Below are 23,310 nucleotides of genomic sequence, written 5' to 3' on the forward strand. Positions count from 1 at the left end.
AAATCATTTCAAGAACGCTTCCAGCTCTGCCTTGGATTTTACCCCCACGGAGACATCCACGGGTTCTCCATCCCGGAAGAGCAGGAGCGTGGGAATGGCGGAAATTTGATAGCGCTGTGCCAGTTCAGGGGCTTCGTCTACGTTGACTTTTCCAAAGGAAATTTCCGGATGCTCTTCCGCCAGTTCTTCCACCACGGGAGAGAGCATGGAACAGGGCCCGCACCAGGCAGCCCAGAAATCCAGCAGCACAGGGGCAGAGGACCGGGTGACCTGATCATCAAAGTTTTCCTGGTTGATGGTGGTGATTGCCATAGTCAGCACTCCTTTTTGCAGATAGTTTGTTTTGTTGTGGATAGCATACCCGAAAATCCATCCTTTTACTGTGATCAAGACACATAAAAGCACAGGATTTCAAAAAACTTTTCAGGGTTTGCGCTGGATTTCTGGGATTTCCGTGCTTCCCATGGTTATTTTAGCAGGCCTTATTGGAAGAATAGAGGGGGGCGGGCAATGCGCAAGCCGGGTATTTGGGGGTTAGGGTTCCGCAGACAGGGGATCATCCGTGTCGCGGATGTGATAGATGATGCAGGGACGACCACCGGTATTGTAGTCCATGTCGCTGGTAATAATACGCTGTTCAACCAGATAGTTCATATAGCGCCGCACGGTGACAACGGACAGCCCGACATGGCTGGCAATGTCATCACAGGTATGTCCCTTCTGGGCGGTGTCACGGAGGTAGCCTTCAATGAGGGAAAGGGTCTGGCTCTGCAGCCCTTTGGGCATGGCAGAGGAGCTGCCGGCTCCCGTGGAGGAGATATGGAGCAGGGCGGAATCCAGTTTGGTCTGGGTGAATTTTCCGCTGTGGATGGCATTGCGGCGCTGGCAGAAGGTTTTCAGGGCCAGCTGAAACCGCTCATATCCAAAGGGTTTAATTAGATAATCTGTTACACCGAGACGCATGAAGGCTTCGATGGTGGTGGCGTCGTCTGCGGAAGTTACCATGATAACGTCTGCGTCCACGCCTTCCGCGCGAAGCGCCCGGAGCAGGTCCAGTCCGCTCATCTGGGGCATGTAAACATCCAAAATAATCAAATCCACAGGGTTGCTGCGCAGCCAGAACAGAGCGGGATGAGCAGCGGAAAAAGTCTGAACCACACAAAAGCGGTTGTCCATTTCAACATAGCGGCGGTTCAAATGGGTGATGACAGAATCGTCTTCAATGATGACAGTACGGTACAGCATAGTGATCTCCTGTTTCTTTATGTGTGGTCAGTCAGCGTGATAATAAATGAAGTGCCAACCCCCAGGTCGGATTCTACCCGGATGGTTCCATTGTAGGTCTCTATGATATCTCGGACCAAGGCGAGCCCCGTTCCACGGCCATCCCCTTTGGTGGAGAAGCCCCGCTCAAAGATATGCTGCTTGACTTCCTCCGTCATGCCGGGCCCGGTGTCGTCTACGCTCAGAAGGAGACCGTGGGCCCCCTCCCGGATGCTGACGGTGACTTCACTGGGGACATCTGCGGGGGCGCCCCGCATGGCATCAAAGGAATTCTCGATGAGGTTGCCCAGAACGGTGATGAGACCAGTGACTGGCAAATACTGCCCATTTCCATGCAAGGTGCTGGCAGGGTCCAGGGTGAACAGGATATCCAGTTCCGCCGCGCGATAGGCTTTTCCAATCAGCAGAGCGGCCACGGAGGGGTCCTGTATCCGGTCACTGATGTAGCCGATGGACTGCGCGCGGGTTTCGGTGATTCGGAGCACATACGCCTCGGCGTGCTGGATGTCGCCCAGCTGCAGCAGCCCAAGGATTACGTGGAGCTTGTTGGTAAACTCATGGGTGTAGGCTCGCAGTGCCTCGACGATGTGCTGTACCCCGGTCAGGTCCTGGGCGAGCTTGGTTACCTCTGTGCGGTTGCGGAAAATCGCCACAGCCCCCTCAATTTTTCCGTTGTGCCAAAGGGGAATCCGATCGGAAAGGACGGAGACATGGGTGATGGATTCCAGACTGATATTGTATTCCGGCAGGCCGGTCCGCATTACCCGGGGAATACTGGAGCGGGGATAAACCGCCTTCAGTGGCTGCCCCAGCGCGGCGGACTGATCAATCTGCAAAATTTCTGATGCTGCCCGGTTGAGATAGGTGACACACTTGTTTTCATCAATGGCCAGCAGGCCTTCATCCAAGGCGTCCAGGATATCCATACGCTGAAGAAACAGCTTGCGAAAGGCGTCGGGCTCATAACCGAGCAATTCCTCCTTGATATTTCGGGACAGGCGCAGACTCAGGAGGCTGCCGGCGATCAGCGCGACCACACAGGCAAGCAAGTGAAACAGCAGCATACGCAGGACCATCATTTGAATGGAGCGCATATAGATGCCCACCATAACAAAGCCGGTCAGTTCTCCTTCGGAGGAATAGATTGCCGCATAGGCACAGCGGTCAGTCCCGGAGGGGGCCTCCCCATTGTAGAGCATGGTGTCGTTGCCCGCAGTGAACCACGCCATCACACTCTCGCTCAGCGGGGTTAAGAGCGTAGGGTCATCTGCGCCGGAGGCCAGGTCATAGAACGCCACGGGAGCGCCGCTTTTATCATATACCGCGAAGACATCAATGCTGGGAACATTGCGGACGGTGCGCCGGATGTACTCAGTGGCCTGGGTATGGTGGATGTCCTCCATCAAGACAGGGGTGTTTGCGGCCACCTGCGCGGCGCTGGAGAGGGTCTGGTCCCGGGAACGGCTTTCCTGGATTAAGTTGAGCAGAAAGCTGACACCAAGGGAAAGTCCCAGGGCAATCACGATACCCAGTAGGAGCATTTTCCGGATTTGAACATAGATCTTAGGACTGGTGTTTTTTTTCTTGTGCATGGGCAGCATGAACCTCTGAACAATAAAATTTCCTGTTTATCATATCACATCCGTCAAGCGGCATCAAACCCGTTTGGAGGGGAAAGGGATGGAAACCGTCATTTTGCGCGGTTTGCGTTTTTTACTTTTTTAAGATTGCCTTTCTTCTTTGGAAGACTAAAATAAGGTGCGATCTGAAAAACGAAAGAGGTGGTACATGTTGGATGAAATTCAAGCGGCGCTCAATGAGCAGCTTCAAAACAAGACGGCATTTGAGATCCCTCTGTTTGGCGGGATTCCGGTGCCGGCGTCTGCGGTGGTCACCTGGGTGATTATCCTATTGCTCACGCTGCTTGCCATTTGGTTGACCCACGACCTAAAAGAACGGCCGGGCAGGCGGCAGGCGGCGGCAGAGATGTTTGTTGGGTTCATCAACAATTTCTGTCAGGAAATCTTGGGGGAAAAATATTGGCGTACCTTTGCGCCTTATCTTGGTACCATCGGCCTGTATCTTTTGTTTGCGAACCTATCCGGGCTGTTTGGGGTGGCACCGCCCACCAAAGATTTGAATGTGACAGCGGGCTTGGCGATCATGAGCCTGGTGCTGATCTACGGTTCCCAGTTCCGCTATCACGGGCTGGGCGGTGGACTGAAGAAATTTGGCCAGCCGTCCGTGATCATCACGCCGCTGAACGTGATGGAGGTTGGCATCCGGCCGCTCGCCCTGTGTATGCGGCTGTTCGGCAACATTTTAGGGGGCTTTATCATTATGGAGCTGATTAAGACGGTGGCTCCTGCTGTGGTTCCCGTTCCGTTTAGCCTATACTTCGATATCTTTGACGGGGTATTGCAGGCGGTTGTGTTCGTGTTCCTGACAACACTGTTCCTTTCGGAATCTTTGGAGTAAGCAGAGAAAACATCCTGAGAAAAACATTTTATTGAGGAGGAATTTAACATGGGTATTGCAGCACTTGGCGCGGGGATCGCGGTTCTGACTGGTCTTGGCGCGGGAATTGGCATCGGCATTGCCACAGGAAAGTCTTCAGAGGCCATTGCACGTCAGCCGGAGCAGGCCGGGCGGATCAGCCGGAATATGCTTCTTGGCTGCGCAATGGCAGAAGGTACCGCGATCTTTGGACTGCTGATTGGCATTCTGCTCATCTTCATGAACTGATCGGGGGCGTGACCGTTGGTTCTGAATCTGAACTGGGAGATCATCTGGGTTTTTGTTAATCTGTTGATTTTGTTCCTGCTGATGAAAAAGTTCCTGTTTGGCCCCATCACCAAGCTACTGGACGAGCGGGCCAAAGGTGTCGCGGACACTTTGGATCAGGCGGAGACGCAGCTGGCGGAAGCGGAGCGGCAGAAGGCGGAGTATACCCAGCAGCTGGCAAGTGCCCGGGGAGAGGCGGCCCATATTGTGGAAGAAGCGCGGAAACGGGCGGACTTGGCGTACAGCCGACGCATGGATGAGGCGGCCCAGGATGTCCAGCGCCTTAATGAGCAGGCGGCCCGTCAGAGAGCAGCGGACCGGGAGGCCATGCTGGCCTCGGCACAAAAGCAGGTGGCTGACTTGGTGCTGCTGACCACGGCCAAGGTGTCACAGCGTACGCTGGACGCGGACGCCGACCGTGCCATGCTGGACGCCCTCCTGGAGGAGGTCGGTGACGAGTGATGAGCACACCTGCATTCCGCTATGCAGCGGCGCTGTACCGCACGGGCTGCCCTGTGGAGCGCCTGTGTGAAACAGCGGATTACCTGACGGACAGCCCGCCTTTGTGGGAGGCATTGTGCAGCCCTGTGGTGGAAGTGCGGGAGAAAACTGCGGTGCTGGCCCGCCTGCCCTCTTTTACAGAGGATGTGCGGCTGCAGCATTTTTACGCGCTGCTGGCGGAGAAGGGCCGGTTCCCGCTGCTTCCTGACATTGTGGAGGAGTACCAGCGTCTGGAAAGAAAGCAAAAGGGCGAAGGATTGTGCCGTCTCCGGTGTGCCCGGGACCCGGGGGACCAGGCGTTGGGTGCCCTGGCCCGGCGTTTGTGCAAGAAGTATGGGTATCAGTCCCTCACCTTCGCCATTGAACTTGATCCAGCGGTATTGGGTGGTTTCGTGCTGGAGATTGACGGGGTAACTTACGATAAGAGTGTGCAGGGGCAGCTGCATGCCTTGGCACAAAATCTCCGGGAGGGGGGAAAACATTGAAGCATTCAGAGGAAATTATATCCATTCTCCAGGAGGAGATTGCCCAGTATGACAACCGAACCCGCCGCAGCGAAAGCGGTACGATCCTGGAGATTGGCGATGGCATTGCTACGGTTTATGGGCTGGACCGTGTGGTCTATGGAGAACTGGTGGAATTTGAAACGGGTGCGCGGGGCATTGCCCTGAACCTGGAACGCGACAGCGTAGGCGTTGTGCTGCTGGGCAGCGAGGCGGGCCTGCATGAGGGTTCCTGGGTCAAGCGCACAGGACGTCCGGCGGATGTCCCTGTTGGGGAGGAACTCATTGGCCGGACGGTCAACGCATTGGGGGAGCCCATCGACGGCTTGGGGCCCATCGCTTCGGTGGAGACCCGTCCCATTGAGCATGAGGCCTCCGGCGTTGTCACCCGGGAGCCGGTGAACCAGCCCCTGCAAACCGGCATTCTGGCCATTGACGCCATGGTGCCCATTGGCCGTGGGCAGCGAGAACTCATCATTGGAGACCGCCAGACGGGAAAGACTGCCATTGCCGTGGATACCATTTTGAACCAGAAGGGGCAGGATGTCATCTGCATCTATGTGGCCATCGGCCAAAAGGCCTCTACCGTGGCCAAGCTGCGGGGGACGCTGGAGAAATTTGGTGCGCTGGAGTACAGTATCATCGTGTCTGCCACCGCGGCGGATTCTGCCCCGCAGCAGTATATTGCGCCCTATGTGGGAGCTGCCATCGGGGAGTATTTTATGGAGAAGGGACGGGATGTCCTCATTGTATATGATGATCTCTCCAAGCACGCGGTGGCATATCGGACCCTGTCCTTGCTGCTGCGCCGCTCCCCTGGACGGGAGGCCTATCCAGGGGACGTGTTCTATCTCCATTCCCGCCTGTTGGAGCGGGCCTGCCGCCTGACCGAGGCATACGGCGGGGGCTCCATGACAGCTCTGCCGATCATTGAGACCCTGGCGGGAGATGTGGCGGCTTATATTCCAACCAATGTTATCTCCATTACGGACGGTCAGATCTATCTGGAGAATGACCTGTTTTTTGCCGGTCAGCGGCCTGCGGTCAATGTGGGGCTGTCGGTCTCCCGTGTGGGCGGTTCTGCCCAGACAAAAGCAGTGAAGAAGACGGCGGGAACGCTGCGGATTGACTTGGCCCGGTTCCGTGAGCTGGAGGTATTTACCCAGTTTAGCTCGGACCTGGATCAGGAGACCCGCCAGGCGCTGGACCATGGCAAGTGCCTCATGGAGATTCTCAAGCAGCCGCTGCATCATCCTATGGCGGTGTGGAGACAGGCGGTGATCCTGTATATTGCCACAAGCAATCTGCTGTCTGACGTGCCCTTGAACCGAGTCAATCGGTTTGTCCAGGAATTTGCCGACAGCCTTCAGGCGGAGCACGGCGGCCTGGTGGAGGAAATCCAGTCCACGGGCACACTGCCCGGGGCGGTGACGGAGCAAATTCGCGGGGCACTGGAAGCGTACAAAAAGCAGGTGAGCGTATCATGGCAGGAATAAAGGAGATCCGCACCCGCATTGACAGCGTACAGCAGACCCTCAAGATTACCAATGCCATGTACCTGATCTCCTCCTCTAAGCTGCGAAAAGCCCGGCAGCAATTCAATGCAGTACAGCCTTTTTTTCAAAAGGTGACGGAGACCATTTCGGACATCCTGCACCACTCCCCGGCGATGGAACATGTCTATTTTGACAAGCGTCCCCATGTATCGGAACATACCGTGGGCTACATTGTGATCACAGGGGACAAAGGACTGGCAGGGGCGTACAACCACAATGTGCTGCGCCTGACAGAGGAGCGGCTTGCCCAAACCCTGCGGCCCATGCTGTTTTTGATTGGTCAGGTGGGACGCAGTTATTTTTCAGAGCGGGGCGTGCCGGTGGATGGAGAATTCATGTACACGGCCCAGGACCCGACATTTTCCCGTGCGGAAGAGATCAGTGACACGTTCATCCAGTTGTTCCGCCAGGGAAAGTTGGATGAGGTCTATGTGGTGTACACGGACATGGTGACACCCATGCGGCTGGAACCCAAGGTGCAGAAGCTGCTGCCTCTGGATATGGATGCCTTTTCCTGGACGCCGCGGCCGGAAGAGGAGGCTGGATACCGGCAGATGGTAACCTATGTCCCCAATGAGCACCAGGTACTGAGTCACATTGTCCCGGGATATGTCACGGGGGTACTGTTTGGTGCATTGGTGGATTCCTTTTGTGCAGAGCAGAATGCCCGCATGATGGCGATGGACGCCTCAAGCAGCAACGCGCGTGATATGCTCAAGGAGCTTTCCCTGCGGTATAACCGTGCCCGGCAGGCGGCCATTACCCAGGAGATTACGGAGATCGTCGGCGGTGCACAGCAGCAAATGGAAGCGCAGCCTTCCCACCCCAGGAAAGCGCCGGTTCGAACCGTCCGTTTCCTGGCGGACGGCAGCCGCGCATAGAAAGGGAGGAATGGACAATGGAACGGAAGGGAACAGTGGCCCAGGTTCTTGGGCCGGTGGTCGATGTGGAGTTTTCGGAGGGAAGCCTGCCGGAAATCAATGAGGCGCTCACCGTCGAACTGGACGGGAAAGCACAGGTCATGGAAGTCGCCCAGCACATTGGCGGGGACACGGTCCGCTGCATTATGCTCTCTCCCAGTGAAGGGCTTGGCCGGGGCGTTGGCGTGACCGCGACAGGGCATACGATTCAAACACCGGTGGGAGAAGGGACGCTGGGCCGGATGTTTAATGTGTTGGGAGAACCCATTGATGGGAAAGGGGCGGTGGATGGATCGGAGCGGTGGTCTATCCACCGAGACGCACCGTCTTTTGCCCAGCAGAACCCCACCACGGAACTGTTGGAAACCGGCATCAAGGTCATAGACCTTCTTGCTCCCTATGCCAGAGGCGGGAAGATTGGTCTGTTTGGCGGCGCGGGCGTTGGGAAAACGGTGCTGATCCAAGAGCTGATCCGAAACATTGCCACAGAGCATGGCGGATATTCCATTTTTACCGGTGTGGGAGAGCGCACCCGGGAGGGGAATGACCTGTGGCGGGAGATGAGTGACTCCGGCGTTCTGAGCAAAACCGCCCTCGTTTTTGGACAGATGAACGAGCCGCCAGGGGCACGGATGCGGGTTGCACTGACCGGTCTGACCATGGCGGAATATTTTCGGGACCGGCAGAAGCAGAATGTCCTGCTCTTCATTGATAATATTTTCCGCTATGTACAGGCTGGATCGGAGGTATCTGCCCTGATGGGACGGATGCCCTCCGCAGTGGGGTATCAGCCCACCCTGGCCCAGGAGGTGGGGGCGCTGCAGGAGCGGATTACCTCCACGCAGAACGGCGCCATTACTTCGGTACAGGCGGTCTATGTTCCGGCGGACGATCTGACGGACCCGGCGCCGGCGACCACCTTTGCCCACTTGGACGCAACCACGGTCCTCTCTCGTAAGATCGCGGAGCAGGGAATTTATCCTGCGGTGGACCCGCTGGAGTCCACCTCCCGCATTCTGGAGCCGGATGTGGTGGGAGAGCGGCATTACGCGGTGGCCCGTGGCGCGCAGGAACTGCTGCAGCGTTACCGTGAGCTGCAGGATATCATTGCCATTCTGGGCATGGAGGAGCTGAGTGCTGAGGACCGGAAAACGGTGGACCGCGCGCGCCGGATGCAGCAGTATTTCTCTCAGCCCTTTTTTGTGGCGGAGACCTTTACAGGTCTGGAAGGGCGGTATGTCCCCTTGGAGGAGACGATCAAAGGATTTGAAGCCCTTCTGGGCGGGGAACTGGATCGGTATCCCGAGTCGGCGTTTGCCATGGTGGGCACGGTGGATGAGATCCGCGAGAAGGCAAGGGCCCAGGGAGCGGTGTGATGGAGAAGACATTTCAACTGGAGATTATGACCCCGGAGAAGCAATTTTTCAAAGGCCAAGCGGAGGGGCTGATCATGCCGGCGCTGGACGGAGAGTATGGAGTGCAGCCGGGCCATGAGCCCATTGTGACCGCGCTGGAGCCCGGCACAGTACGGTACTGTGTAAAGGGGCAGTGGGATGACGTGATTGTCGGCCAGGGATTTGCCGAGGTGATGCCGGACTATGCCATTCTTCTGGTGTCCACGGCGGAACGCCCAGGGGAGATTGACAAAGCCAGGGCGGAGCGGGCCAAAGCCCATGCGGAGGAATGCCTGCGTCAGAAGCAAAGTGTGCAGGAGTATCACCGTTCCAAAGCGGCCCTGGCCAGGGCAATGGCACGGCTGAAAGCGGCGGCCAAATAACTGGATTAGGATTCGAGAAGAAACGCGGTGTTTCCTCATGGGAGAGGAACACCGCGTTTCTGTATACCTTGCTGGATCAAAAGGGCAGCCATGGAAAGGGAATGGGAAAAACTTGCGGAAATAGAGACAGGCTGGGAGGGAATAGAGTAGAGCACAGGAGGTGCTGCCCATGATTTCAGCATGGATATTACTGCTGCTCAATACCCTCTGCTTTCCCCTCCGGTTGGGAAACGCCGGGTCATTTCCCCGCCCCTTGAAGGCGGAGGAGGAGCGAGAATACTTAGAACGGTTTGCCAATGGAGACTTGGAAGCCCGGAACAAATTGGTGGAACATAATCTTCGCCTGGTTTCCCACATTCTCAAAAAATATTATGTACAGGCCGGAGATCAGGACGATTTGATTTCCATTGGAACCATTGGTTTGATTAAAGGGATTTCCACGTTTAAGCCGGACAAAAAGGTGCGGCTGGCCACCTATGCCAGCCGCTGTGTGGAGAATGAGATTCTCATGCATTTTCGCAGCCAGAGAAAGTACCAGGGGGATGTCTCCCTGTCCGATTCCATCGACTCCGACCGGGAGGGAAACGCGCTGTCACTGATGGATGTTATCAGTGTGGAGGACGATATGCTGGAGAACCTGGATGCCCGGGATTCCTGTGCCAAAGTTCGACGCTGCGTTGAACACTGCTTGACAGAACGGGAAGCCAAAGTGATTTCCCTGCGTTACGGTTTGGACGGCGAGGGGCCGCGCACCCAGCGAGAGATCGCGTCTTCCTGTGGCATCAGTCGTTCCTATGTATCCCGCCTTGAAAAGAAAGCTTTGGGAAAACTCCGGGAGGCAATGGAGAAAGGATAACAGGGAACCGGCCCGGGACCTGTAAAATACAGGTCCCGGGCCGGTTGGAGCGGTCAGGTCAGGGGTGCAGTGCGATTTCATGACGTTTGGGGCCGGTGGAAACCATTTTAATAGGAGTCTGAATTTCCTGGGAGATAAAGTCTACATAGGCTTTGGCGTTGGCAGGCAGCGCCTGGTAATCTGTGATTCCGCGAATGTCAGATTTCCATCCGGGCAATGTGGTGAAGATGGGTTTGGCACGGGATAACAGAGCGGGAACGGGAAACGATTTGGTAACTTGACCATCCACTTCATAGGCGGTACAGACCGGGATTTCATCCAGATAGCTCAAAACATCCAGACAAGTCAAAGCCACTTCCGTAGCGCCCTGCACCATACAGCCGTACCTGGTGGCCACCGTGTCAAACCAACCCACCCGGCGGGGCCGTCCTGTGGTAGCGCCGAACTCCCCTTGGTCTCCTCCCCGGCGGCGAAGTTCTGCCCCGGCTTCTCCCAGAAGCTCACTCACGAAAGGCTCTGTTTGCGCACCGACACAGGAGGAGTAGGCCTTGGTGACACAGATGACATCGTGAATCGCGGTGGGTGGAACCGGGGCGCCCACACAGCCAAACCCGGCTAACGTATGGGAAGACGTGGTCATGGGAACCATGCCCAAGTCAGGGTCCTTCATTGCCCCTAATTGTCCTTCCAGGAGGATGGACTTGCCGTTCTGCAGGGCCTGATGCAGGTAGGTCACGGTATCTCCCACGTAGGGGGAAATGATCTCACGCAGCTCAAGCAGCTCACGGAATAGGGCTTCCGCGTTGATGGGAGGTTTATGATACAGGGTTTGGAACAAGATATTTTTTACCTCAACAGCTCGCTCTACATGCTCCCGTAGACGAGGAGGATCAAACAGGTCGCAGACCTGGATACCAATTTTGGCATATTTGTCTGAGTAGAAGGGGGCAATTCCGCTTTTGGTGGACCCGAAAGCGTGTCCTCCCAGACGCTCCTCCTCATAGGTGTCTTGAAGGATGTGATAGGGCAGCAGCAGTTGGGCCCGGTCAGAGATCATTAAATTGGGGGTGGGAACGCCTGCCTCAGCAAGATGACGGAGTTCACTTGTAATCTTTTGCATGTCTAAGGCCACGCCATTTCCAATGACATTGGTAATATGGGCGTAAAAAACGCCTGAGGGCAGGGTGTGCAGCGCAAAACGGCCGTAGTCGTTGATAATGGTGTGCCCCGCGTTGGCGCCCCCTTGAAAACGAACCACAATATCCGATGCTTCCGCCATTAAATCCGTAATTTTTCCTTTGCCTTCGTCACCCCAGTTGGCGCCGACAATCGCTTTTACCACAGAGATCCCTCCTTGCAATGATTCATACGATACACGTGCACCGCACGATGAGACTTGGTCCCGCATAAGAAATACAACTCATTATAATACTCGGTATTTCAAGATGCAAGAGTAGAGTCGAAAAATTTCATTTTTATTTTGGGGAATTCAAAATTCTGAAGAACTCCCTCTTTACATTCACGATTTACCTTGCTAAAATAAAAAAGCAGTTGAGAATAAAAGGAGAAGAGTTTCATGAAGCAAACGCCAAAAGAGGACCATGACTTGCTGTATGAGAGCCTTCTGCAACTGAACAATGTGGAGGAGTGCCGGCGGTTTATGGAGGACCTGTGCACGGTAACAGAGCTGAAAGCCATGCGGCAGCGCATTGAGGTTGCGATGTACCTCCGGGAGGGAATGATTTATCAGGACATTCTCAAGCATACGGGAGCCAGCAGCGCCACCATCAGCCGGGTGAACCGCTGCCTGCAATATGGCGCGGATGGCTACCAGACGGTTTTGCCGCGGCTGGACCCCATTTGGGAGGAGAAGAAAAAGCCGTGAGCCATTGGAATGAGACCTATGACGCCTTAGCTGGCTGCTATGACGATATGACAGAGGATGTGAACTACCCAGGTTGGGCGGATTTTTTGGAAAAGCTCTTTTCCCGGGGAAAGCACCCAGTACATACGGTATTGGACCTGGCCTGTGGCACAGGAACCATGTCTTTTTTGCTGGCCGCCCGGGGATATGAACTGATCGGGGTGGACTTCTCTCCGGAGATGTTGGCGATTGCCGCAGAGAAAACATTGGAAGGGGAAGGCGAACCGCCTATTTTTCTCTGCCAACCAATGGAAAAGCTGGACCTCTATGGGACGGTGGATGCCTGTGTTTGTCTGCTGGACAGTGTAAACCATATAACCCAGCCGGGAAAATTGCGCAGGGCATTTGAGCGGGTCCGGCTTTTTTTAGAGCCCGGTGGACTTTTCGTCTTTGACGTTCACACGCCTGAACACTTGGCGGGGTTGGACGGTGGTATTTTTTTGGATGAAACGGAAGACGCTTATTGTGTATGGCGCACGGATTACCACCCCCGGCGTCAGATTTGTACCTATGGCATGGACATCTTCCGCCGGGAAGGGGAGGCCTGGCATCGGGAGACGGAGATGCATGAAGAGCGGGCCTATTCCGTGGAGGAATTGACGAACTATTTGCAGCAGGCGGGCTTTGTGGAGATCCGCCAATATGGCAACTTAAAACTTCGGAGACCGGAGGCAGGGGAGGAACGGATCTTTTTCACGGCCCGAAAGCCGAAGGAAACAAAAAAGTAGGAGAGACATCGCATGGATTATATTGTTAGAATGATTGCAAAGGATGCGCCCATCAAGGCGATGGCGATTCAGGGGAGGGAAATGGTCCAGCGGGCCAGAGAGATCCACCATACATCTCCGGTTGCCACAGCGGCCCTGGGGCGCACGCTGATGGCGGCCTCCATGATGGGACAGCAGATTAAAGAGAAGGACGGCTCTGTGACGATACGGATCAATGGCGGCGGTCCCTTGGGAAGCATTCTGGCCGTCTCGGACAGCGACGGAAATGTCAGAGGGTATGTGCAGAATGGGCAAATTGACGTTCCCCTCAAAGGACCGGCAAAATTGGACGTGGGATGGGCGGTTGGCACGGCGGGCTCCCTGACGGTCATTAAGGATCTGCGGATGAAAGAGCCCTATGTAGGAACCATTCCTCTGGTTTCTGGAGAGATTGCAGAGGACATCACGGCATATTTTGCCGAAAGTGAGCAAATTCCCACGGCCTGCGCCTTGGGCGTCTTGGTAGAGAAGGACCTGTCTGTCGCTGCGGCGGGCGGTTACTTGATTCAGTTGCTGCCTGGTGCCAGCGATGCCGACATTGATAAGATTGAGGCGGGTATTGCACAGGTGGGCCAGGTGACCCATCATCTGAGCCAAGGTGTCAGCCCGGAAGAGCTGCTTCGGATGGTACTTTGCTCGTTTGATTTGGAGACCTTAGAGAGCGTTCCGGTGTCGTATCGGTGCTACTGCAGCCGGGAACGGATGCGCAGCGCACTGGCAAGCATGGGCAAGGAAGAACTCCGGGCCTTGATTGCCGAACAGGGACGGGCGGAGATGACCTGCCAGTTTTGCGACGCAGTCCATGTCTTTGAAAAAGAGGAGTTGGAGGCATTGGCTGATTCCCTGTGAGGGGCTCAGTGTCTGCCTTGTTTCCTGGGATTGCCTGCGTTGTAAAAAAATAAAAAGATTTGAAAAAAGCTATTGACAAATAGGGTGGTCTTCGATATAATAAACTACGCTGCTTGAGGGTTGCGAGAGCAAACAAGGGTAGCTTCACCGGGAGCATAGCTCAGCTGGGAGAGCACATGCCTTACAAGCATGGGGTCACAGGTTCGAGCCCTGTTGTTCCCACCACCCACATGGCGCGGTAGTTCAGTTGGTTAGAACGCCGGCCTGTCACGCCGGAGGTCGAGGGTTCAAGTCCCTTCCGCGTCGCCAGAGGGGTACGAACTTGTACCCCCCTATATGCCCAGGTAGCTCAGTTGGTAGAGCAGCGGACTGAAAATCCGCGTGTCGCTGGTTCGATTCCGGCCCTGGGCACCACGTTGTGGCTGTGCCACAACGTATTTGCGAGTGTAGCTCATCTGGTAGAGCGCCACCTTGCCAAGGTGGAGGTAGCGAGTTCGAGCCTCGTCACTCGCTCCAGATGGCGCCATAGCCAAGTGGTAAGGCAGAGGTCTGCAAAACCTTTACCCCCAGTTCAAATCTGGGTGGCGCCTCCATGAGAAAGCCTTGTCGAAAGACAAGGCTTTTTTCCGTATTGTCATGACCTGTCAGAAACAGAGGTACGGACGATGATTTATTTTGTTGAAGACGATGCCAGCATTCGAGAGCTGGTTCTCTATACCTTAAACAATGCGGGCTTTCAGGCAGAGGGCTTTGAACGTCCTTCCGCCTTTTGGAAGGCAGTGGGGCAGATGCGCCCAACCCTCATTCTTCTGGACATCATGCTGCCGGAAGAAGATGGACTGTCCATTTTGCGAAAGCTACGGGCGGACCCGGACACCCGAGCCACGCCGGTGATGATGCTCACGGCAAAGGGGACAGAGTATGATACTGTATTGGCGTTGGATGCTGGCGCAGACGACTATGTACAAAAGCCCTTTCGCATGATGGAGCTGCTCTCCAGGATTCGTGCATTGATTCGGCGGTCAGAGGGGTATGGTACACCGGCAGGAGCAGTGGAATATCAGGCAGAGCATTTGGAAGTGTCGCCCGCCCGGCACCTGGTCCGCGTGGATGGAAAAGATGTGACACTGACGTTGAAGGAATTTGAACTGCTCTGCCTCCTGCTGGAAAATAAGGGGATTGTATTGTCCCGGGACCGGATTTTGGATAAAGTCTGGGGGGATGCCATGGGAAGAGAGAGCAGGACAGTGGATGTTCATATCCGGACGCTCCGACAGAAATTGGGGCCTGCAGGCGGCTGTATTGAGACGGTCCGGGGAATTGGTTATAAGTTAAAGGGAGCGGATTGAAAGGACGACTTATATTGGTATGGTTGGTTTCAGTGATGCTGCTTGGTTTTTACACAACACGCCGTCGGAGAAATCCGACGGCGTGTTGTGTTTGGGGGAATTCAAGTGTGGCTGACCTGGTCTAAGATGCCGGTCAGGTAGGCCAAAACCACACCATAGTTGGAGATGGGAATCCCTTGGGCGTTGGCCTGGGCGATTCGATGGATGACGTGGCGGCGGTTGAACATACAGGCGCCGCAGTGGATGATCAGATCATAGGGAGAGAGGTCTTGGGGAAAGTCGTTTCCCCGGAGGAAGGTGAAGGAGAGTCCTTGCCCCACCCGCTGCCGGAGCAGACGGGGAATTTTTTCGCGGCCAATGTCCTCGGTTGTAGGGGCATGGGCGCAGGCTTCCGCAATGAGGACCGTGGAGTTCTCAGTCAAAGATGCAATGGCTTTGGCCCCATGTAGGAAGGTCTGAATGTCTCCTTTGTAACCAGCAAAGAGAATGGAGAAGGAGGTCAGCAGGCTCTCCGCGGGTTTTGCCTTCCAGACGGAAGGGAAAACCTGGGAATCGGTTATAATCAACTTTGGGGGGATGCGCAGGGCCTCCAAGGTTGCTTCCAAGCAGTCTGCCGTGCAGCTCATAACGGAACATCGCTTGTCCAAAAGTTCCCGCATGGTTTGGACCTGCGGAAGGATCAAACGTCCTTTGGGGGCTTGAAGATCCTGAGGCATGACCAGCAGAACCAGATCACCGGGCTGCGCCAAAGAGCCGGTGATGGTAAGCTCCCAAAAATCATCTGGAAGGGCTTGCGCGATGGCCTGGCGAAGCTGCGGAATCTGTTCCCCTGTTTTTGCGCTGACCGGAAAAACGGGCAGGCCACCCAGCTGCTGCGACAGGTATGCTTGCACAGCAGGGACATTTTCCATTCTGTCGCATTGATTTAGGACCGGCAAGATGGGGACTTTTTTCTCCTGGAGCCATTGAAACCAGGAAAGCTCCTCTTTCATCGGGCCCGTCAGGACGAGGATTGCCAAGTCCATGGTATCCACAGCCTGCCTGGTCTTTTCCACCCGAAGGGTTCCCAGGGGACCCGTGTCGTCTAAACCGGCAGTATCAATAAACACCACAGGACCCAGACGCTCTAACTCGAAAGTTTGATAAACCAAGTCGGTGGTTGTCCCCTCCACAGGAGAGACCAAGGACTTGGCCTGTCCTGTGATTGCATTAAGAAGGGAAGATTTCCCGGCGTTTCGATTGCCGAACAAACCGATGTGCGGCCGGTTGGCCCGGGGTGTGTCCTGAAGTCCCATGTTAAACCCCTCCCAAATCCAAGGTAAGCCCTGTCAGCTGGGCGATTTCTTCACAGTGGGCCAGACCGGAGACATGACGCTGGTCAATGGGACGGAACGCTTTGGCCTGGGCATCCGGCAAAAGGTCACAGAAGAGGAGATTGGCGCCACAGGCAATGGCGTTTTGGTTGCCTGTTTTGTCAGCCAGGCCTGCTTTGGGGTGAATTCCCGGCTGCTGTGCGGTGATTTTAATGTCTGGAAGCATCAGTCGAAGGATTGCCATTTCCTTGTTGTTCAGCAGGAAGTCACCCGGTCCGCCTTCCAAGGCCAGAGGCGTGTTGGCGGCGGGAAGATAGGGAATGTTGGGGGCCCAGCTGATCTCCAGTTCTTTCATCAGCAAGATATCGTCGGCCAGTTCATCTAAGGTCTGCCCGGGCCAGTCTACGATATTGCCGGAGGCCAGTTTCATGCCTGCTTCCTTGATCCAATGGGCACATCGCATCCGCTTTGCGTAGCTGGTAGAGGGGTTGAGGCGCTGGAAGCTGTCTGGGTGAGACATTTCAAACTTCAGGACATATTCCTCCACGCCCGCGTCGTGCAGTTCCTGATATTGGCTTGCCTCCAACTCTCCGGCCCCCAAGGCGATGGAGTAGCCCTGTTGCCTCAAGCCAGAGACCAACTGCAGCAGATGATCGAAACCGTAGTTGCGGTCTTCTCCCGCCAGGAGGAACATGCGTCCCAGCCCGTCTAACTTTGCCTGCTGGGAAAGAGAGAGAATTTCTGCAGGGGGAATGCGATAGCGGGGAATGGGGTTCCCCGCTCGCATCCCACAATAAAGACATTGGTTTTTGCATATATTGGTATAGGCCAGCATGGCGGTTACCAAGAGGGTGTTGCCAAAGTGGTCTTGGCAAGTTTTCCGGGCAGCGGGGGCAACCTGTGCCCAAAATACCGCTTCGGGAAGAGACAAGATGTCCAAAACATCTTGTTTTGTTTGGATGTTCATAATAAGCTTCCTTTTTGGAATTCCTGCGGAGGACCGTTACTGGCCCAAGTAATAGAAGTCGTCACCTGGCAGGGCACCGCCCACCGACTGGGGATTTTGATCGAAAAGAACCTGGAAATAGCCCTGCACGGAGCTCTTCATCTCTTCTCCCGTAATGCAGACGATATTGCAGTAGGGAATGGCCTTCTCCGCCACAGCGGCCTCTACAATATCATACTGGGCCACCAGCTGGGCGGCCTCCGAGACATTTTCATTGACATATTGGGTGGAGGCGGCATATTCTTTCAAGAAAGCGGCCACAGCCTCCGGGTGCTCTTTGGCAAATTCGGTGCGGACCACCAGCCCGGCGGTGTTGAGCTGACTGCCGTTGTCCAAGGCATCCCATTCCTTAGTTAAATCCAGGCGGATTGTAAGATCGTCAAATTTAGACTGTGCGACAGTGACAAAGGGCTGTGGCAGCATGGCGATGACGTGGTCTTCCGCAGCCATCTGCGCCACGATTTCAGAGGGCTCGCTCTTCCATTCAATCGTCACATCCGCGGCGGGGTCCAGGCCGTTTTCCTCTAAAAGATAGTTCAGCGCATATTCCGGGGTGGAGCCCTTTCCGGTGGCGTAAATGGTCTGCCCCTTCAGGCTGTTCCAATCTGTGACGGTTTGGCCGCCTTTCTCCACCAGATAGATCACCCCCAGAGTATTTACGGCCAGCAGCTGCACGGCGCCATCGGAGTTGTTATAAAGGACGGAGCCCAAGTTGACAGGGACGGCCAGAATGTCCAGTTCCCCCTGGAGCATTTTGGGGGTGAGTTCATCTGCGGAACCAGCCATGGAAAATTCATAATGATTGGTGGTTTTCCCTGCATCGTTGTCTGACAGGAGCTTGACCATTCCCATGGAGGTGGGCCCTTTCAGACCGCCTAAGCGAACGGTAACGGGTTCCTCTGGGGTGGTTGTGGTGCTGTCGTCTTCTGCGGGGGTGGGCGTGCTTCCGCATCCGGCACACAGTGCGGCAACCAAGCAGAGCGAAAGCAAAAGCGCAAGAAGTTTCTTCATAACAATACCTCGATTTCTCGCCGATGGCGTTAATGTTTTTATTGTAGCGCGCAGACAAAGAAAAACACGTTGCAGATGCAACCGGGAGAGGACATTTTTTGATAAAATCGGGTAAACAGGCAAAAGGAAATCCCTCTCCCATCTTATAAAAGATAGGAGAGGGATAAGACATCAAACTAAATTATGCCTTCTTCCACAGGCCGTGGAGGTTGCAGTACTCATAGGCGGCCACGAACTTGTCGCCGGGAGCCATGGCGAAGGTGACGGTGGGCTCCTGACCGGGCTTCAAAGCTTTGCGCTGATTTCCCTGCTCGGTCTGCAGGCTGATCCACTGGATGTAGTGTTTTTCCTCCATGGGGTGGGTAACAGAACCAACGGAGACAGTGACCTGGTTACCGTCCACCGTTACCACAGGGACATGTTTTTCCGTGGCGGCGTCTGTGGTGTTTGCCACCATTTCCTTCATCTCTTCCCCGCAGCAGACAACTTTAGGACCGTTGTCCTGAACGTAGGCAACGATGTTGCCGCAGTGGGAACATTTGTAGAATTTCATATCCATGATCATAATCTCCTTTACAAGATAAATTAAAATAGTGGTTGTGCTTGCTTTCCTGTCTATGGTATGATGATACTACAAAATTGCGAATTATCACAGTGATTTTGTCACCCAAGAAGGAAAAATTTGAAATACACCGCATTTTCTGCCGACGGAGGGCCTTCCAATGAATCGAGAAATTTCCTTTTATCAGTATTTAACCCCGGAAGAACAGGATCTTTTGGACCGCTCCATGCAGCAGGTACCATGTCGAAAGAGCCAGGTGGTCCACCGGCATGGGGACAGCTGCGTGGGGCTGATTTTTGTGCGGAAGGGCCGGCTGGCGTTTTCCATCCTGTCGGAAGAGGGGAGAGAGATTACCGTATTCCGCATTGAAAAAGGAGAATCTTGTATTCTTTCAGCGGCCTGCGTGCTTCAGAGCTTGGAGTTTGAAAGTCATATCACCGCAGAGGTGAATTCTGAGATTGCAATCCTGCCCGCACCGACGCTCTCACAGCTGATGAACAGCAACCCGGATGTGGAACGGCTGGTCTATAAGCAGGCGGTGATTCAGTATTCCGGGGTGCTGCGGACCATGCAGCAGATTATATTTCTCAGCCTGGAAAAGCGATTGGCGACCTTTTTGTTGGAGGAGAGCCAGCGGAGACAGTCTCCCTCCTTTTCCGCGACCCATGAGCAGATCGCCCGGTATATCGGTTCCTCCCGGGAGGTGGTGACCCGGATGCTCAACCAGTTTGCCGGCCGGGGCATTGTTTCCCTGGGGCGGGGGACGGTTACTGTTTTGGACCCGGAGGCATTGGAAGACGTGTTGATGTAAAGAAACCGAGGAAAAACTGCTGACCGGATAAAAATAAGAAAAAACACAGGTGCATGGAGCCGCCGTGCACCTGTGTTTTGCTCTTTTTCATTAAAAATAAAGCTCGTCGCTCTCGCCGGGGGCTCCCAGCAAATCTACAAAATAGGGGGCAACCACATAGACATTGGTGGCGACTTTCATAATGTGGCCATCCTCAGTATAGATCACGCCGGACACAAAATCCAATAAGCGGCGGGCGACATCCCGCTCCGTTTTGGCCAGGTTCAGCACCACAAACTTCATATCCCGGAGAAGGTCAGCGATCTTGGATGCATCCTTGTACTCCTGGGGAGCCACCAAGACGATCTGCATATCTGCAACGCTGTGGATGGGCTGAACTCCCTCGGATGCCCAGTCCTGTCCCTCGTCCTCGTAGGCATAGCTTTCTTCGTAATCCTCGTACAGGTCCTCTTCTTCCGGCTTTCGGCGCAACGCGCTAAAGAATGACATGTGCGTACCTCCTCTGTATTGATATGCTCTCTCTTGGTCGAAATCCCCAATGTGACAAGAACACAACTCTTGCTTCTATCAAGCGTTTTTACCATGATACTACAAAAGATGATGAATTTCAAGGCTTTTGTGGAATATTTTGTGAACGTTTGTAATTCTTTTTCAATATATTGAAACCGTTCTGCAACTTTTTCCGGCCTTCGACAAAATTCGTCAAGGGACGGGCCAAAAGAGACCACAATATATAGAGGGGAAACAAGCGGACACAGGGCTCAGGCATCAGGGAGCGTCCCGATATTTCTCCAAAAGACGAAGCAGCTCTTCCTCATCTTTGTCATCCAAACCGTGGGCGTTGGCCAGGGATTCCACGTGGTGGGTAAACTCGTGGGCCAGCGTGGTGTAAAGCTCTTCCCGCCAGGTTTCCTCTGACCAACTCTCATTGCGGGCGGAGGCCAGGAAAGAACCATAATATAAGTTAATATATCGGCCCAGGTAACTGTCCTGAACGTATTCCCCCATGAAGTAGACCTCGCCCTCGGGAAACATGGGGTCCGGCTTGGCCTCTTCTTGGAGAAGAATGCCTCCGTTCAGTTGCTCAAAGAACACAGGTGGAAAAGTCTCGGCCATCTCATCCAACAGATCGGCCACTTGGTCAAAGGTATATTCCATCGCAAGCTCCTCCTCTCGAGTATCCTCCATTTTACAATAGTTTTTGGAACACTGCAAGAAAAAGCCTCTGGCCCAGAAAAAGCTGAGCCAGAGGACAGAGGCGTTAGCGGTTGTATTCGGCGTACTGCAGCATGTCACGCAGGAGGTACAAAAGGAGCAGTGCCACCGGAATATTGATGATTCCAGCCACCAGAAGTCCGCCGCTGACACCGCCGGGCAAGTTCAGAAGCACCATCAAAAACACTGCAATGAGGATGCCGGGCAGGGTCAAGAGAATTAGAATCAAGAAATAGAGGAACATGATCAGAGCCTTGCTGGCGCCGCTCCAAAACCGTTCCAGCAGAAGGTTGCCGCTTTGAAACAGGAGAGCATAGCTCATCCGAGCGAAGAGACAGACCAGAATAGCACCAGGCCCCATGCCTAAAATCAGGCCCACAGGGACAAAGACCACAATGGCTTCCGCCAGCGCGGAGGGGACGAGTTCCCGCAGACAGTGCAGAAGCTTGGAGAAGGAGGACTCTGGCACCAGGTAAATAAAGGGTTTGTAGAGTTCTCGATTGATTCTGCTCTGTCCTGCGGTGAAGAGTTGTAGGTACACCGCAAAGGCGAACACAGGGAGGATGCCGCTCTCTCGCATGAAAAAGGAAAAGCCAATGAGCACCACGGCAAAGATCAGGCTGGCAGGGGGCAACAGCATCCAGCTGCCCCGCCGGTTCTCAATTTTGTGTTTATAATAGAAGGCCGAGGCACCCCATCCCTTCTTCAAGCCGGTTGCTCCAATACGGACTTTGCCTGGGACAGACTCCATGGTGCCTTCCTTTTTAGCGACAATGGCGGATTGGGCCAGCTCAGCGGTACGGAGGACATCTTCGTACCAATCCCGGTCGAAGTGTGTCAAAAGGAAGAGAAGGAGGAAAAACCAGGCCAGGCAGAGAAGAAGCCCAGGCCACCAGGTACCCAGCCCAAGGCAGGCGGAGAAAACCCAGCCCAGCCAACCGCCCACTGGAAAGAGCTGTACCGGCAGACTGACCGAAGCGTCAATTACTCCGGCCAACCGTTGGTCGGGGGAGGTCCAGAATCCCCAGAAGAGCCATCCAGCCACCAAAAGCAGGCAGAGAATGATCAGGCCCTTTAAGAGTTTTTGGGCTCCCTCATGGCTGCTGGTAAAGGTGTAAATGGTCATGGCGGTGACTTGTCCCAGAAAGACCGCTGCGGTGTAGCATAGAAAGAGCGCGACCATGGACGCCATGGTGATGCCATAGAGATTATGAAGCCATCCATATTGGTAGAAGAGAAAGATGCCCAGCAAGAGTGCTGTGCTGATTTGCCGCAGGAGGCCGTAGAATAGCGTGCGGGTCCGGTGAATGGGGGAGGGGAAGAGAAGGTTCACGTCGGAGAGGGAAAAAATCGTTCCCCCTTTCGAGAAGCCGTTCCAGACAGTGAGAAGGAAGATAAAGAGGAACAGGGCGGTCGCCATGGCCACCACTTCACGAAGGTCCCGGTAGCTCTCTGGAGGGTATGTGCTGCCGCTGCCCTGCACAGCGAAAACCAAGAGGGCCAGCAAAAAAACAACATAGATCAGCCGGGCAGGTTTCCGCAGCAGGTCTCGAATCCCGTTTTTCAGCCGGGTCAGCGTCAGATAAGTCAGGGCGCTCATGACGGTTTTCCTCCCTCTGTAATGGCAAAGAAGAGGTCCTCCAGACTGCGGGCCTTCAATTCCTCTGGCCTGTTGTATTGGGTGGCGGCAAAACGCCCATTCACCATGATGTGTGTGACATCCCAGTAATCCTCCACACTGTCAATCATGTGGGTGGAGATGAGGAGGGCGGCGCCTTGGGCCTTTTGCTCCCGGAAAAGCAGCTTTAATTCCTTGATGGCGTGGGGGTCCAGCCCCACCATGGGCTCGTCAAAAATGATCAGCTTTGGGCGATGAACCAGCCCACAGCAGATGGACAGCTTCTGCTGCATTCCTTTGGAGAGGTCACGGCCCAGCTTATCCCGTTTGTCTGCCAGTTCAAAGCGTTCCAAGAGTCTCTCGCCATACCCGTCGTCCTCTATGCGGTAGGCCCGCCGGATAAACTCCAGGTGCTCTGAGACGGTGAGCATGTCATACACCGCTGGTGTTTCAGGGATATAGGCCAGCAGACGTTTGGCCTCGGTGGTTTTGTTTCCGTGGCCACCGATGGTAATGTCACCCTGGAACCGGAGAAGCCCGGCAATGCACTTGATGATGGTGGATTTTCCAGCGCCGTTGGGCCCCAGAAGAATGGCAATCTGGCCGCTGTCAACCTGGAAACTGATATCGTCGTTGGCCAGATTTTTTCCGTAGTATTTTGTCACGTGATTGAGCGTTAGCATAGAGAATCTCCTTTTTGATGG

The 23,310-nt window shown here is 54.7% G+C and carries 26 protein-coding genes and 5 tRNA genes; 19 read left to right on the forward strand and 12 right to left on the reverse strand.

The window, feature by feature from the left end; all coding sequences use genetic code 11:
- Positions 1 to 3: 3 nt before the first annotated feature.
- The 3 genes from trxA to DV520_RS00805 all read right to left on the reverse strand — a co-directional run bounded on the left by trxA (position 4) and on the right by DV520_RS00805 (position 2,876).
- Complete coding sequence (gene trxA, locus DV520_RS00795; protein WP_021919954.1) at positions 4 to 312, reverse strand: thioredoxin; 309 nt, start codon at positions 310 to 312, stop codon at positions 4 to 6.
- 222 nt (positions 313 to 534) lie between these two features.
- On the reverse strand, positions 535 to 1,245 hold the full coding sequence (locus DV520_RS00800; protein ID WP_021919953.1) for a response regulator: 711 nt from the start codon (positions 1,243 to 1,245) through the stop codon (positions 535 to 537).
- 17 nt (positions 1,246 to 1,262) lie between these two features.
- Entirely contained in the window at positions 1,263 to 2,876 is a 1,614-nt protein-coding gene (locus DV520_RS00805; protein ID WP_165850003.1) for an ATP-binding protein, read from the reverse strand.
- Between the two features lie 196 nt (positions 2,877 to 3,072).
- Here DV520_RS00805 and DV520_RS00810 point away from each other — a divergent pair, with 196 nt between their 5' ends.
- From DV520_RS00810 to sigK, 9 genes are all read left to right on the forward strand, one after another.
- On the forward strand, positions 3,073 to 3,762 hold the full coding sequence (locus DV520_RS00810; RefSeq protein ID WP_021919951.1) for a F0F1 ATP synthase subunit A: 690 nt from the start codon (positions 3,073 to 3,075) through the stop codon (positions 3,760 to 3,762).
- 48 nt (positions 3,763 to 3,810) lie between these two features.
- Positions 3,811 to 4,029, forward strand: a complete 219-nt coding sequence (gene atpE, locus DV520_RS00815; RefSeq protein WP_021919950.1) for an ATP synthase F0 subunit C — start codon at positions 3,811 to 3,813, stop codon at positions 4,027 to 4,029.
- A gap of 15 nt (positions 4,030 to 4,044) precedes the next feature.
- A complete protein-coding gene (gene atpF, locus DV520_RS00820; RefSeq protein ID WP_021919949.1) occupies positions 4,045 to 4,530 on the forward strand; it encodes a F0F1 ATP synthase subunit B in 486 nt (161 codons plus the stop codon).
- Complete coding sequence (gene atpH / locus DV520_RS00825; protein WP_117141469.1) at positions 4,530 to 5,054, forward strand: ATP synthase F1 subunit delta; 525 nt, start codon at positions 4,530 to 4,532, stop codon at positions 5,052 to 5,054. Before atpF ends, atpH begins: the two co-directional genes overlap by 1 nt.
- Positions 5,051 to 6,568, forward strand: a complete 1,518-nt coding sequence (gene atpA, locus DV520_RS00830) for a F0F1 ATP synthase subunit alpha (RefSeq protein WP_117141470.1) — start codon at positions 5,051 to 5,053, stop codon at positions 6,566 to 6,568. Before atpH ends, atpA begins: the two co-directional genes overlap by 4 nt.
- Positions 6,556 to 7,509, forward strand: coding sequence for an ATP synthase F1 subunit gamma (atpG, locus tag DV520_RS00835; protein WP_117141471.1), 954 nt, complete (start codon positions 6,556 to 6,558; stop codon positions 7,507 to 7,509). The genes atpA and atpG overlap by 13 nt, the downstream gene beginning before the upstream one ends.
- A 17-nt stretch (positions 7,510 to 7,526) precedes the next feature.
- Positions 7,527 to 8,924, forward strand: a complete 1,398-nt coding sequence (gene atpD, locus DV520_RS00840; protein ID WP_021919945.1) for a F0F1 ATP synthase subunit beta — start codon at positions 7,527 to 7,529, stop codon at positions 8,922 to 8,924.
- A complete protein-coding gene (gene atpC, locus DV520_RS00845; RefSeq protein WP_021919944.1) occupies positions 8,924 to 9,325 on the forward strand; it encodes an ATP synthase F1 subunit epsilon in 402 nt (133 codons plus the stop codon). Before atpD ends, atpC begins: the two co-directional genes overlap by 1 nt.
- A 169-nt stretch (positions 9,326 to 9,494) precedes the next feature.
- Positions 9,495 to 10,181, forward strand: coding sequence for an RNA polymerase sporulation sigma factor SigK (gene sigK, locus DV520_RS00850; protein ID WP_021919943.1), 687 nt, complete (start codon positions 9,495 to 9,497; stop codon positions 10,179 to 10,181).
- A gap of 58 nt (positions 10,182 to 10,239) precedes the next feature.
- Here the strand turns inward: sigK and DV520_RS00855 are convergent, their stop codons facing one another.
- Positions 10,240 to 11,523, reverse strand: coding sequence for an adenylosuccinate synthase (locus DV520_RS00855; protein ID WP_021919942.1), 1,284 nt, complete (start codon positions 11,521 to 11,523; stop codon positions 10,240 to 10,242).
- A 234-nt stretch (positions 11,524 to 11,757) separates the two neighbouring features.
- On the opposite strand from DV520_RS00855, the gene DV520_RS00860 reads away from it, so the two are divergent.
- The 9 genes from DV520_RS00860 to DV520_RS00900 all read left to right on the forward strand — a co-directional run bounded on the left by DV520_RS00860 (position 11,758) and on the right by DV520_RS00900 (position 15,070).
- Positions 11,758 to 12,066, forward strand: a complete 309-nt coding sequence (locus tag DV520_RS00860) for a YerC/YecD family TrpR-related protein (protein ID WP_021919941.1) — start codon at positions 11,758 to 11,760, stop codon at positions 12,064 to 12,066.
- Positions 12,063 to 12,833, forward strand: a complete 771-nt coding sequence (locus DV520_RS00865) for a class I SAM-dependent DNA methyltransferase (RefSeq protein WP_021919940.1) — start codon at positions 12,063 to 12,065, stop codon at positions 12,831 to 12,833. Before DV520_RS00860 ends, DV520_RS00865 begins: the two co-directional genes overlap by 4 nt.
- A 12-nt stretch (positions 12,834 to 12,845) precedes the next feature.
- Complete coding sequence (gene hslO, locus DV520_RS00870; protein WP_117141472.1) at positions 12,846 to 13,721, forward strand: Hsp33 family molecular chaperone HslO; 876 nt, start codon at positions 12,846 to 12,848, stop codon at positions 13,719 to 13,721.
- A 149-nt stretch (positions 13,722 to 13,870) separates the two neighbouring features.
- Positions 13,871 to 13,946 (forward strand) — tRNA-Val (locus tag DV520_RS00875).
- A 7-nt stretch (positions 13,947 to 13,953) separates the two neighbouring features.
- A tRNA-Asp gene (locus DV520_RS00880) sits at positions 13,954 to 14,030 on the forward strand.
- 29 nt (positions 14,031 to 14,059) lie between these two features.
- Positions 14,060 to 14,135 (forward strand) — tRNA-Phe (locus DV520_RS00885).
- A gap of 26 nt (positions 14,136 to 14,161) precedes the next feature.
- A tRNA-Gly gene (locus tag DV520_RS00890) sits at positions 14,162 to 14,237 on the forward strand.
- Between the two features lie 3 nt (positions 14,238 to 14,240).
- A tRNA-Cys gene (locus DV520_RS00895) sits at positions 14,241 to 14,314 on the forward strand.
- 72 nt (positions 14,315 to 14,386) lie between these two features.
- Positions 14,387 to 15,070 carry a response regulator transcription factor gene (locus DV520_RS00900; RefSeq protein WP_021920624.1) on the forward strand — a complete coding sequence of 228 codons (684 nt, stop codon included), beginning with the start codon at positions 14,387 to 14,389 and terminating at the stop codon, positions 15,068 to 15,070.
- A gap of 101 nt (positions 15,071 to 15,171) precedes the next feature.
- On the opposite strand, the gene hydF is transcribed toward DV520_RS00900, so the two are convergent.
- From hydF to DV520_RS00920, 4 genes are all read right to left on the reverse strand, one after another.
- A complete protein-coding gene (gene hydF, locus DV520_RS00905; protein ID WP_117141473.1) occupies positions 15,172 to 16,365 on the reverse strand; it encodes a [FeFe] hydrogenase H-cluster maturation GTPase HydF in 1,194 nt (397 codons plus the stop codon).
- A gap of 1 nt (position 16,366) precedes the next feature.
- The gene (locus DV520_RS00910) at positions 16,367 to 17,350 is read right to left on the reverse strand and encodes a biotin synthase BioB (protein ID WP_021920622.1); all 984 of its coding nucleotides are present in this window, start codon (positions 17,348 to 17,350) and stop codon (positions 16,367 to 16,369) included.
- 36 nt (positions 17,351 to 17,386) lie between these two features.
- Positions 17,387 to 18,400, reverse strand: a complete 1,014-nt coding sequence (locus DV520_RS00915) for an ABC transporter substrate-binding protein (RefSeq protein WP_117141474.1) — start codon at positions 18,398 to 18,400, stop codon at positions 17,387 to 17,389.
- Positions 18,401 to 18,581: 181 nt separating this feature from the next.
- Entirely contained in the window at positions 18,582 to 18,959 is a 378-nt protein-coding gene (locus DV520_RS00920) for a desulfoferrodoxin (RefSeq protein WP_021920620.1), read from the reverse strand.
- Between the two features lie 163 nt (positions 18,960 to 19,122).
- On the opposite strand from DV520_RS00920, the gene DV520_RS00925 reads away from it, so the two are divergent.
- Positions 19,123 to 19,773 carry a Crp/Fnr family transcriptional regulator gene (locus DV520_RS00925; protein WP_117141475.1) on the forward strand — a complete coding sequence of 217 codons (651 nt, stop codon included), beginning with the start codon at positions 19,123 to 19,125 and terminating at the stop codon, positions 19,771 to 19,773.
- Between the two features lie 90 nt (positions 19,774 to 19,863).
- Here the strand turns inward: DV520_RS00925 and DV520_RS00930 are convergent, their stop codons facing one another.
- The 4 genes from DV520_RS00930 to DV520_RS00945 form a co-directional block, all read right to left on the reverse strand.
- Positions 19,864 to 20,262 (reverse strand): cell division protein SepF, encoded by a 399-nt coding sequence (locus tag DV520_RS00930; protein WP_021920618.1) that lies wholly within the window; start codon positions 20,260 to 20,262, stop codon positions 19,864 to 19,866.
- A gap of 279 nt (positions 20,263 to 20,541) precedes the next feature.
- The gene (locus tag DV520_RS00935) at positions 20,542 to 20,931 is read right to left on the reverse strand and encodes a metallopeptidase family protein (RefSeq protein ID WP_117141476.1); all 390 of its coding nucleotides are present in this window, start codon (positions 20,929 to 20,931) and stop codon (positions 20,542 to 20,544) included.
- A gap of 103 nt (positions 20,932 to 21,034) precedes the next feature.
- Positions 21,035 to 22,588: a putative ABC exporter domain-containing protein gene (locus tag DV520_RS00940; RefSeq protein ID WP_117141477.1), complete on the reverse strand. Its 1,554-nt coding sequence runs from the start codon at positions 22,586 to 22,588 to the stop codon at positions 21,035 to 21,037.
- The gene (locus tag DV520_RS00945) at positions 22,585 to 23,289 is read right to left on the reverse strand and encodes an ABC transporter ATP-binding protein (protein WP_021920615.1); all 705 of its coding nucleotides are present in this window, start codon (positions 23,287 to 23,289) and stop codon (positions 22,585 to 22,587) included. Before DV520_RS00945 ends, DV520_RS00940 begins: the two co-directional genes overlap by 4 nt.
- Between the last annotated feature and the right edge of the window lie 21 nt (positions 23,290 to 23,310).

The sequence above is a fragment of the Evtepia gabavorous genome (assembly GCF_003425665.1).
Taxonomy (GTDB): Bacteria; Bacillota; Clostridia; order Oscillospirales; family Oscillospiraceae; genus Evtepia; species Evtepia gabavorous.